Consider the following 11674-nt stretch of genomic DNA (forward strand, 5'->3'; position numbering starts at 1 on the left):
TTGACTTTGTCGATGACATGGAAGCAGGGCTTGTTCGTGTCAACGCTGAAAGTGCCGGCGTAGAACTGCAGGCTCCATTCGGCGGTATGAAGAAATCAAGCTCTCACTCCCGTGAACAAGGGGAAGCTGCCATCGAATTCTTTACTTCCATTAAAACAGTTTTTATAAAGGGTTAGATTGATAACATAGTATATAAAAGAAAACTGTAAAAAGTGTAATTAATTCTGAGGTATACGGGCGCTTTCAAAAATAAAGAAAGCGTCTTTTTACAGGATAAAGTAAATCTTTTTCGAGGTAATTGCGATCAAACACAATGGGCTAATAATAAGTTATCCAATGTGTTTGACCTATTAAAAAATAAGAAAGGAATGAAAAAGATATTTTAAGGAGCAAAATATTATTTTAACGATAAAGTGGAAGAGTGCTCTTGCACTTTCAACCCAGAGTCAACCACCACTCCAGATCAGTTACGTCCCAATCAAATGAGGTTATACCGATTAAGTTATCTATTAATACATGAACGTTATTTGTTCGCTTAGCATGTTCTAAACGGTATTCAACATAATCTCTGGCAAATCACTCGGCCTGCACCTTTCAGCCAGGCAAACTTTTGTGCTAAGAGTTCCACAGGACCACAGCTTAGAATGATTACGGTATCTCCCTGTTTCATACCAAAATTGTCAACACTCCAATAAGCGGTTGTGGGTCAGCATAAGTGGCGTCATCAACCTGCTGTACCGACATAATACAGTCCCAATATGCAAGTTCCTGTGAACATAACAAAGGATCACGGGGGTGGATTGATATTTATTTGCTATTCTTCAAGTAAACCTTCTTCCTCAAGATTTTTCTCTGCAACCAGGTGCAATGGAATTGGAGTTTGAGCTGTTCTTTCTGGTGTTAAGTTTTTTAGAACTCCTATTTTCAAAGAATATCATTAGTTCCGAAGTATCTGGACGAACCAACAAGAGTTTCCACTTCTTCTTGAATAGTCATGCGAGTACAAAAGTCTCCATTGCTTCATCATAGACTATACCAATGCTTAAGAAGACGAAAATATAAGCTTCTTATTCGTAATAATGATGATGAGAATCCTATCACTGTCTTTACTGCAGTCCGTATTTTATGATTAAGAACATGTTGGACTAACTCCTGAATTTTTACAAAAGTATGGGTTGAGTGAAGTGGAGAATATAACATACATGGATGTGATTAAATATGAAAACTACAATTTATGATGTAGCGAAAGCATCAGGAGTTTTTATTGCAACAGTATCTAAAGTGATTAATAATTTCTTAGAAAGGCAAAATTTAATTTTAAAATGATTCAATGATTTTAGTATTTTTAAAACATGCCATTACTTGTTCATTAGAGGACTTGTAATGGTTGTTTTGTATCTTGAGGCAGAAGCTGACTTTCCTGAAGAATTTTTTTCTTTTCTTCGATAAGCTAATACTGCCCAACCAGAAAAAGGGAAAGAAACATAGGATTTTAGAGAAAAAACTATTGTTTTGCCCCGGCATTTTGCATTGAAAGGGGAAAGTTTTTACGGAATGTAAGTAGTGGATATCACTTCGCCAATACCCAAAAATGTAGATATATATGATAATATGAAAGGTAATGAAACGGTGCAGCAGATTATTGGAGGAATTACACAGTGAATGAAAAACGTTCTGCCTTGCAAACTGTAATTGAAAATATTGAACGCGTAGTAGTAGGGAAGCGCGAAGAAATAGAATTAAGCTTGACAGTTCTTTTAGCAAAAGGCCATGTTTTGCTCGAAGACGTTCCTGGAGTAGGGAAAACGATGATGGTGCGGGCAATTGCCCGCTCAATCGGTGCAGATTTTAACCGCATTCAGTTTACACCGGATCTGTTACCTTCTGATGTCACAGGTGTATCTATTTATAATCAGAAAACCCAAATGTTTGAATTTCGGCCTGGGCCGATCATGGGAAATGTTGTCCTTGCAGATGAAATTAACCGTACTTCTCCGAAAACGCAGGCTGCATTATTAGAAGCATTAGAAGAAAAAAGTGTAACGGTTGATGGACAGACACGGCCCCTGGATGACCCTTTTTTTGTAATGGCAACCCAGAACCCGATTGAATACGGAGGTACTTATCCACTTCCCGAAGCACAGCTCGATCGGTTTCTATTAAAATTGAAAATGGGCTATCCAAGCTATGATGAAGAATTAGAAGTGTTAAACCGTGTTGCAGAAAAGCATCCGATTGAAGAATTAAAAGATGTTCTTTCGCTTAAAGAAGTGCAATCTATGCAGGATGACGTAACAAAAGTATACGTAGATGATTCTATAAAACATTATATTATCGCCATTATCAATGAAACGAGAACCCATCGTGACATTCATCTGGGGGTCAGTCCCCGCGGATCTATCGCATTAATGAAAGTTGCTCAAGCTTATGCTTATCTTCATGGAAGGGAATATGTCATTCCAGACGATGTAAAGTATTTGTCTCCTTATGTACTTTCTCACCGCCTTATTTTAAGAGCTGATCTTGAAATGGCAGAAAAAACAGGGGGAGACGTTATCCGTGAAGTCCTTACGTCGCTTCGTGTACCTTTATCTGAACAGGAAGCGGTGCGGTGAAATGAAAATATGGTCTCCAGTCGTTAAAGCATTAAAGCTTCTGTCCATTTTATTAATGACAGGGGCTTTGTATGCTTATGCCATGTTTCAGGGAGGGTATGTCAGCTGGTTTTTGTTTTACAGTGTGTTAGTAATTATTGTATTTAACGCTGTTTTTATTCTTTATCCGCTGCGTTTAATAGAAGTAGAGCGGCGAATCGATAGAAGTCTTCTTTCTTATAATGAAACGGTGAAAGTTGAGCTCATCATGAAAAAGAAAATACCTTTTCCTTTTATTTTTTTGAGCATTCAAGATGAGGTTCCTTATGGGTTAGAAGGACTTGGACAAATACCTGGAACTATATTTTTCTTTGCTGGAGCTAAAAAACTTTATTATTCGTATGAAATTCGAGGAAGCAAACGGGGAGAGTACTATTTTTCTACTCTTCATTTGCAGGCTGGAGATCTCTTTGGATTTTTTCAAAAAGAACGAACGGTCGAGCTCCCTGAAACATTAACGGTTCTTCCGAGACTTCGGCCTTTGCAGCAATGGAACGCAGCAGCTGTGAATGATCAGCTTGAAGCTAATCCGGCCCCTGCCAAACCATTAGAAGAGACCTTTTCTGTGGCTGGGGTGCGGGAGTATATTCCCGGTGATAAAATGACCAGCATTGATTGGAAAGTGTCGGCACGGGTAGCAAAGCTTGTTACGAAAGAGTTTGAATCCCAAGATGGAAAAGGATATATGGTGGTGCTTGAAAATAATAAATCAAACGAGCTGACCGAAAAGTTTGAAGGGGCAGTAGAATTTTCTGCTTCTATAATAGATTACTGCTATAAGCAAGATATACCGGCAGGTTTTACACTTTCAGCAAAAGATGATGTTCGGCTTGAGGAGAAATCAAAAAAAAGTCACTTTCAACGTATTTACCGTGAACTGGCAAGAGTCCAACAAGAAACAACACTTCCAACAGGAACTGTTCCTTTAGCTAAGCGTTTTTCCGGGCGCTCTCTTGTCTATATATCTTCTTGTTTAACATTGCAGAGGCTAGATGAACTGCAAAGATTGGCCGGCAATGGAAATAAGCTGGTTATCTGCTATTTTACAAATGAAACAAATAATACGCTGGAAAAAGAGCGTCTTCAACGGTTAAAAAGGCAGGGGGCTGCTATTTATTTAATTCAATTAAAGGGACTTGGTTACGAAGTCACCTCTTAAAGAGGGGGAAACTGTTTATGGAAAGCTCTAAGAGAACGCCGCGCCTTTTTCTGTTATATATGCTGGGTTATTTGTTATTAATGGAGTGGCTCCTTCCATTGCCGGAAGTAACAAAGACAGCATTTGTGCCCGTATTTATGGCTGGAGCTGCTTTCTTTTTTTTAGTGATGTTTCTAGGGTTTCCATGGTGGGGCACTTTGCTGCTTTTTTGTATAGGGATTCTGTTTGGTCTTCATACGATATTTTTTAACAGTACTTTTTTAGGAAGCGAATGGTGGACTACTCTGTCTACTGATATTTCTACGAATGTAGGTTTTATGATGAACGGGCAGTGGGATGCATTAAGTGATTTATTTCGAAGCCTTTTATTCTTGCTTTTGCTGGCTATTATGAGTTACTTAATTTATTTTTGGGTTATTCATGCCCGGCGAATATTGTTCTTTTTTGCCTTTACGGTAATTTATATAGGAATAATGGACACCTTTCTTCCTTATGACGGCAGTCGGGCAGTGATACGAATATTCATTATTGGCTTCGTGCTTATGGCTTTACTTCAATGGGACAGGCTGGCTGCTTTTTTTCCAGGGGCCAAAAGAAAATCGCTGTGGTTTCGATGGGCATTTCTTTCTGCCTTTCTTTTATTAGTAGCAGCCGGAGTTGGTATGGCTGCCCCAAAAGCAGACCCGCAATGGCCGGACCCCGTTCCATTTCTTGAATCAAAAGCCGGATTCGATGGAGAAGAAGGACTAGGAAGTAATAACATAAGAAAAATTGGTTACGGTGACAATGACGAGCGACTAGGTGGCGGGTTTGAGATGGATGATTCTGCAGTTTTTACTGCTAGAGGGGAAGAAAGCGGGTATTGGCGCGGGGAGTCGAAAAATGTATACACCGGTCATGGCTGGGACTCTGACACCCCGGAGGAATCTGCTGGCCGGAGCACGTTTTTTCAAGATACCGTGCAAACGGAAGACAGGACAGTTGAAGTAGAAATGGTAGAAAACAGAGCATTCGATTTTGCCTTTTATCCAGGGGCTTTTCGTTCTTTAGATATTTCAGGAGAGGAAAATGTTCAAACAGAGGTAGACAGGTATTCGGGAAAAGCTAGTATTCAGGTTAACGAAGAACCTTATGAAGCTGAAGCTTACTGGTTAAATTATGAAGATCCTGAGTTTCCGATTGAAAGAATGAAAGACAATTCACAAGAAGATCCGGAAGATATTAAGGAACACTACTTGTCTTTACCGGATGATTTGCCTGCTTCCATTCAAGAACTTGCGAAAGAACTAACAGAAGAGGAAGACAACCGTTATGATAAAGTACGTGCGATAGAAGATTATTTTCATGGGGCGGACTTTGTGTATGACACCTCTAATATTGCCGTGCCAGAAGAAGGAGAAGATTACGTCGAACAATTTTTGTTTGAAACACAGAGAGGGTATTGCGATAATTTCTCCACTAGTATGGCTGTGATGCTTCGAACTCTTGATATACCAACAAGGTGGGTGAAAGGATTTACAGAAGGAGAAGAGATAGATCATACCGGTGAAGAAACAGTCTATGAAGTTACAAACGCTAATGCTCATTCCTGGGTAGAAGTGTACTTCCCCGGTGTTGGATGGGTGCCTTTTGAACCGACACGCGGATTCACTGCTGAATTTGATTACAGTCGCGAGGAAAACAGCACTGATGTTGAAGACGAAAACGAAGAAGAGGAAGATCAAGAAGAAGAGGAAGAAACGGAAGAAGACATTAAAGAACAAGAAGAGGAAGAAGACGTTTCCTCTGCTTCTTCTAGCATTGCCACCTGGCCATTTTTCGCGGGCGGTACTTTCATCGTAAGCCTTGCTTTTATTTTCCGATTCCGTTTAATGAAAAAGATTCTTCTTTACCGATTTAAAAGAGCAAATAACTCCCCTTCTTTTACAAAGGCGTTTCATTCTCTTTTATGGCTGCTTCGATACGCCGGTTTTAAAAAAGAAGAAAGCGAAACGCTCCGCGAATATGCATGGCGGATGGATCAGCTGTTTGAAACGAAAGATATGTCTTATCTTGCTTACGAATACGAAAAGATTCATTATGGGAAACAATCACATGCAGTTAACTGGTCTTTTTCGTTATCCGCATGGGAAAACATGGTGAATCGAATAAAGGCTTGACCGCCCTATAAGCGCCTGCTAGAATGGTAGGCATGTTTTACAGCTGAATATTGCTTCGTATATCCCCGGGAATAGGCTCGGGAGTCTCTACCCGGTCACCTTAAATGACTGGACTACGAAGGCAGTTCCTATTATGTTGGTATCTGTTGTACTTAGTTCCCGGACCTGCCTTCGTTTCATAGGGAAACGCGGCAGGTCCGGGTTATTTTATAATAGGAAAAACCGATGGGAGAAGTTTGCGCCAAAGCTTTGGCGGTAAACTAAAATGTTTCTTCTAGGTTTCAATTTAGAAATGTTGTTTACACTTTTAAATATAAGACTACAATAGAGGTGGAATAAGCATGGAACAAGACAATGAAATGATTGTTGTGCTCGATTTCGGGGGCCAATATAACCAATTAATCACCCGCAGAATCAGAGACCTGGGAGTCTATAGTGAACTCCACCCAAACACAATCAGTGCTGAACAAATAAAAGAGGTAAACCCTGCTGGAATTATATTTTCTGGAGGCCCTAACAGTGCTTACGCTGAAGGAGCTCCTTCTTGTGACCCGGAGATTTTTGAAATGGGAGTGCCGATTCTTGGAATTTGTTATGGAATGCAGCTTTTAACCCACCATTTTGGCGGCAAGGTAGAAGCGGCTAACCATAGAGAATATGGAAAAGCAATTATTAAAGTAAAAAATGATTCTGATTTATACCGCGGTCTTCCTGATGAGCAATCTGTCTGGATGAGCCATGGAGATCTTATTGTAGCACCTCCGGAAGGATTCGAAATCGATGTAACGAATCCATCGTGTCCTGTAGCTGGAATGAGTGATAAGAAGCGCCGTATGTATGGGGTACAGTTTCATCCGGAAGTCCGCCATACTCAATTTGGTGATGATCTTTTAAAGAACTTTGCGTTTGAAATTTGCGGCTGTGACGGCAATTGGACGATGAGTAATTTTGTTGATGAACAAGTAGAAGTTATTCGCGAACAAGTCGGAGATAAAAAGGTATTGTGTGCATTAAGCGGAGGCGTTGATTCATCAGTAGTTGCTGCTTTGATTCATAAAGCTATTGGTGATCAGCTTACATGTATGTTTATCGATCACGGCCTGCTGCGAAAAAATGAAGCGGACAGTGTAATGAAGACCTTCGGTGAAGATTTCAATATGAATTTGGTTAAAATTGATGCACAGGATCGGTTCCTGAACAAGCTTGAAGGGGTGTCAGACCCAGAACAAAAACGGAAAATTATTGGAAATGAATTCATTTATTTATTTGAAGAAGAAGCTGGGAAGCTGACCAATATGGACTTTTTAGCTCAAGGGACCCTGTATACAGACATTATCGAAAGCGGCACCGACACGGCACAAACCATTAAATCTCACCATAATGTCGGCGGTCTGCCTGAAGATATGAATTTTGAACTCATTGAACCATTAAATAGTTTATTTAAAGACGAAGTTCGTAAACTGGGAACAGAGCTTGGTGTGCCAGATGAAATTGTATGGCGGCAGCCATTCCCCGGTCCAGGATTAGGGATCAGAGTATTGGGCGAAATTACAGAAGAAAAGCTTGAAATTGTTCGGGAATCTGATGCAATTTTGCGGGAGGAAATTAAAAATGCTGGATTGGATCGTGAAATTTGGCAGTATTTCACAGCTCTTCCTGACATGAGAAGTGTCGGAGTAATGGGGGATGCAAGAACCTATGACTATACAGTCGGCATTCGTGCAGTGACCTCTATTGATGGAATGACTTCAGACTGGGCACGTATCCCTTATGATGTATTAGAGAAAATTTCTACCCGTATTGTAAATGAAGTCCAGCACGTGAATCGAGTTGTGTATGATATTACCTCTAAGCCGCCTTCTACTATTGAATGGGAGTAAAGAAAAATCATAAGGCGAATAATTATGTTAGAAAACATTACAATGTTCGGATATTGGTTGACTTCATAGAGGCCAGTTGCTAAACTATTAGTGGGTAAAAAGTAATATAAGCTTATCTTTTCGTATAATCACGAGGATAGGGCTCGTGAGTCTCTACAGGCTACCGTAAATAGCTTGACTACGAAAAATCTGCGGTTTAGGATATATAAACATATATTTCTAAGGGTTGATTTTTTGTATCAAACAAGCTCCAGGTAGTATACACTGCCTGGAGTTTTTTGATGTGAATTATTTGCCCAAATTAAGCGGATTGTATTACAGAGACCAATATATTGAAATGGAGGAGCTTATGGTGAATCGCTATTTTGAGTTTGAAAGATGGAAGACGAATTACCGGCAGGAAAGCGTTGCTGGATTAACGACGTTTTTATCTATGGCTTATATTTTATTTGTAAACCCTCTTATTTTAGCTGATGCTGGAATGGATCAGGGAGCGGTGTTTACAGCAACTGCTCTCTCGGCTGCAATCGGTACACTTATTATGGGAATGATTGCCAGATACCCTATTGCTCTTGCCCCAGGGATGGGATTAAATGCATTTTTTGCTTATACGGTGGTGTTGGGTATTGGCATTGAGTGGCAGCTCGCTTTATTTGGAGTATTGCTGTCTGGTATTATTTTTATTTTTATAACAATGTTAGGAATTAGAGAGAAAATTATTAATGCTATCCCGGCCCAGTTAAAATATGCAGCTGCTGCGGGTATAGGTTTGTTTATAGCATTCATTGGGCTGCAAAATGCAGGAATAGTGGTTCCTGATGAAGATACAGCAGTGGCGCTTGGCACTATGACCAATCCGGCGACCCTGCTTGCTTGTTTTGGCTTAGTTATAACGGCTGTATTAATGGTGATCGGTGTACAGGGCGGGATTTTTTATGGAATGGTTATTACTGTTGCTGCCGGGATCATTACTGGTTTAATCGGTTTACCGGAAGGAGTAGTGGGGTCTGTCCCAAGCCTGGCGCCTACATTTGGATCTGCGTTTACCATTTTAGGAGAATTGGAATGGACCAGCCAGCTTATCATACAAATGTTAGTAGTCGTACTAACCTTTTTATTTGTTGACTTTTTTGACACGGCAGGAACATTGTACGCGGTGGCGAATCAAGCAGGTTTTGTAAAAAATAATAAATTGCCGCGTGCTGGAAGAGCATTGCTTGCTGATTCCTCCGCCACTTCTATTGGTGCGATTCTTGGTACGTCTACGACGACTGCATATATTGAATCCTCCTCCGGTGTGGCAGCTGGCGGAAGAACAGGTTTTGCTTCTATCATCACCGCCTGCTTGTTTCTTCTTTCTATGTTCTTTTCACCGCTTCTTGTCGTGGTAACGGAACAAGTGACAGCTCCGGCTCTTATTCTTGTAGGTGTACTAATGGCTTCTTCTTTAAGGTTAATTGAGTGGAACAAGCTAGAAATTGCTCTGCCTGCATTTTTAACGGTCGTTTCCATGCCGTTAACGTATAGTATCGCTACTGGTATTGCTCTTGGTTTCATATTCTATCCGATAACCATGCTTCTGAAAGGCAGGGGTCGTGACATTCACCCCGTTATGTACGTGTTATTCTTTGTGTTTATTGCTTATTTTGCTTTCTTAGGAGAATAGGCCAAAAGACTGCGGTTTAAGCCGCAGTCTTTTTTTTTAATAAGGCAAAGAATCGAGAATAAAGGCGGAGTGAAATGAATGGAAAATGAAGGTAAAATTAGAGTTGAAAAATTCAGATAAGGAGGGGTAGGTTTGAAGAAAGAAGTACGGTTAATTCCTTATCGTGTTGAGGAAGTGCTGAATAAATCCGAAGAAAAAATTCCTCAAGGTATTGAAATGGTACGAGCCCCTGAACTATGGGATGAAGACTATAAAGGTGAAGGAAATGTTATCGCCATTATAGACACGGGGTGCCAGCCGGACCACCCTGATTTAAAAGACCGCATCATTGGAGGAAGAAACTTCACAGATGATTACAATAGCGACCCTGAAAATTTTTCAGACAACCAGGGTCATGGAACACATGTAGCTGGGACTATTGGAGCTACTTTGGATGACTCTGGAGTCGTTGGAGTAGCCCCGGAAGTGAATCTTTTAATTCTAAAAGCTCTTTCTGGAGAAGGATATGGCTCCTATCAGGGGATTATAGATTCTATTCACTATGCCATAGACTGGCGGGGAGATAACGGACAACGAGTAAGAGTCATTTCTATGTCACTTGGCGGTCCAAACGATATACCTGAAATGCATGAAGCGATAAAAAGAGCGGTAGAGAATAATATTTTGGTCGTTTGTGCAGCTGGCAATGAAGGAGATCAAGATGAAAGCACAGAAGAAATTGCATATCCCGGATATTATAAAGAAGTGGTACAAGTAGGAGCGGTTGATTTTGACTGTAATCTGGCTGAATTTACAAACTTTAATGATGAAATTGATTTAGTGGCTCCAGGTGTAAATATACTTTCTACCTACCCGGACAACAAGTTTGCCAGATTGTCAGGCACTTCGATGGCCACTCCTCATGTAGCTGGTGCAGCTGCGCTGATTATCAATCAATGCGAAGATGATTTTGACAGGGAACTGACAGAACCCCAAATCTATTCGCAAGTAGTGAAAAGAACAGAATCGTTAGGAAACAGCCGCAGCATGGAAGGCAATGGTTTGCTTATGCTTACGAACTATATCTCAAGCTCGGAAGATAAGAAAAGACGTCAGAAGAAATATGCTTCAAAAAAATTATAAAAACTCTTTGTCTCAAATATATCAAAAAGCGCGCGCCTTTTACCGGGCGCTTGCGCTTACTTATGTTTTCCGGGTTTCCGGATCAAAGGTGAAACCTTCACCAGCTACTTCTTTTACATCATGAACAGCTACGAAAGCGTAAGGGTCCACATCATTAATAATGGATTTTAGCTGAATCAGTTGATTTCGATTTACGACACAATACAACACATTACGCTCGTCACGCGTAAAACTACCTCTTCCGGTTAATACAGTCGATCCTCGGTGCATACGTTTAATAATTGCATCAGATATAGCATCGGTATGGTTGGAAATAATCATTGCAGACTTGCCTGCGTTTGCCCCTTCAATAATAAAGTCAATAACACGGGCAGCAATAAAGACTGCAACCAGAGTGTACATAGCTTCAGGCAGTGTTAAGTGAACTAAAGAAAATGTAATCACAAAGGCGTCAAACATAAACATAAACGTGCCAAGCCCCGTTCCGAAGTATTTCTCCGCCAGACGGGCAAGTATATCTACTCCGCCTGTTGTTCCTCCTGCCCGAAAAATAATTCCCAGTCCAGTTCCAGCAAAAACCCCCGCAAATAAAGATACAAGAATCATATCGTTTTGCAGAGCAACATGCATATGCCAATATTTTTCAAAAAAATGTAGCGACCCGGAAAGCATTACCGTTCCGAAAATACTGTATATAAAAACTCTCCGCCCTAGCAGCTTGTAACCGACAAAGAACAATGGAATGTTTAAGACAAGGTTTGATATCGAAGGTTCAATTGTAAACAAATAGTAAATGATGAGAGTAAGACCTGTAAAACCGCCGTGGGCCAGTCCATTTTGCAGATTAAAATGGATAAGGCCGAAACCGAAAACGACCGTCCCTAAAAATATAATCAATATATTGGTTAACCGGATTCCTTCAAACAGATTTTTCAAGCCGAGTATCCTCCTTTTCCCTGTCATAATAAACCTCATAAAGCCTGTTCTACAACCAGAGCAGTATAACATAAAAAAACAATCAGCCCAACAAAGAA

The 11674-nt window shown here is 40.5% G+C and carries 8 protein-coding genes, 2 pseudogenes and 2 riboswitches; of the genes and pseudogenes, 8 read left to right on the forward strand and 2 right to left on the reverse strand.

The genetic code is table 11. The features are described from left to right. A partial coding sequence (locus tag ACE1TI_RS16825; protein ID WP_375008754.1) for an aldehyde dehydrogenase family protein occupies positions 1-176 on the forward strand: 176 nt, incomplete at its 5' end. 334 nt (positions 177-510) lie between these two features. Here the strand turns inward: ACE1TI_RS16825 and ACE1TI_RS16830 are convergent. Further along, positions 511-703 (reverse strand): annotated as a pseudogene (locus tag ACE1TI_RS16830) (glutathione-dependent formaldehyde dehydrogenase); the annotation flags it as partial. Positions 704-1218: 515 nt separating this feature from the next. Between ACE1TI_RS16830 and ACE1TI_RS16835 the strand changes: the two are divergent. The 7 genes and pseudogenes from ACE1TI_RS16835 to ACE1TI_RS16865 form a co-directional block, all read left to right on the forward strand. After that, positions 1219-1293, forward strand: a pseudogene (locus ACE1TI_RS16835) (LacI family DNA-binding transcriptional regulator); the annotation flags it as partial. Positions 1294-1658: 365 nt separating this feature from the next. Then, on the forward strand, positions 1659-2615 hold the full coding sequence (locus tag ACE1TI_RS16840) for an AAA family ATPase (protein WP_375008718.1): 957 nt from the start codon (positions 1659-1661) through the stop codon (positions 2613-2615). A gap of 1 nt (position 2616) precedes the next feature. Beyond that, positions 2617-3813 carry a DUF58 domain-containing protein gene (locus ACE1TI_RS16845; protein ID WP_375008719.1) on the forward strand — a complete coding sequence of 399 codons (1197 nt, stop codon included), beginning with the start codon at positions 2617-2619 and terminating at the stop codon, positions 3811-3813. 17 nt (positions 3814-3830) lie between these two features. Further along, a complete protein-coding gene (locus ACE1TI_RS16850) occupies positions 3831-5972 on the forward strand; it encodes a transglutaminase TgpA family protein (RefSeq protein ID WP_375008720.1) in 2142 nt (713 codons plus the stop codon). A 35-nt stretch (positions 5973-6007) separates the two neighbouring features. Beyond that, positions 6008-6108, forward strand: a riboswitch (purine riboswitch). Between the two features lie 205 nt (positions 6109-6313). Further along, the gene (gene guaA / locus ACE1TI_RS16855; RefSeq protein WP_375008721.1) at positions 6314-7852 is read left to right on the forward strand and encodes a glutamine-hydrolyzing GMP synthase; all 1539 of its coding nucleotides are present in this window, start codon (positions 6314-6316) and stop codon (positions 7850-7852) included. A gap of 100 nt (positions 7853-7952) precedes the next feature. Beyond that, positions 7953-8053, forward strand: a riboswitch (purine riboswitch). A gap of 151 nt (positions 8054-8204) precedes the next feature. Beyond that, a complete protein-coding gene (locus ACE1TI_RS16860) occupies positions 8205-9518 on the forward strand; it encodes an NCS2 family permease (RefSeq protein ID WP_375008755.1) in 1314 nt (437 codons plus the stop codon). Positions 9519-9650: 132 nt separating this feature from the next. Further along, entirely contained in the window at positions 9651-10640 is a 990-nt protein-coding gene (locus ACE1TI_RS16865; protein ID WP_375008722.1) for a S8 family peptidase, read from the forward strand. A 60-nt stretch (positions 10641-10700) separates the two neighbouring features. Here the strand turns inward: ACE1TI_RS16865 and ACE1TI_RS16870 are convergent, their stop codons facing one another. Further along, positions 10701-11567 carry a YitT family protein gene (locus ACE1TI_RS16870; RefSeq protein ID WP_375008756.1) on the reverse strand — a complete coding sequence of 289 codons (867 nt, stop codon included), beginning with the start codon at positions 11565-11567 and terminating at the stop codon, positions 10701-10703. Positions 11568-11674: the final 107 nt, after the last annotated feature.

The organism is Alteribacillus sp. JSM 102045 (assembly GCF_041949975.1).
GTDB lineage: Bacteria > Bacillota > Bacilli > Bacillales > Marinococcaceae > Alteribacillus.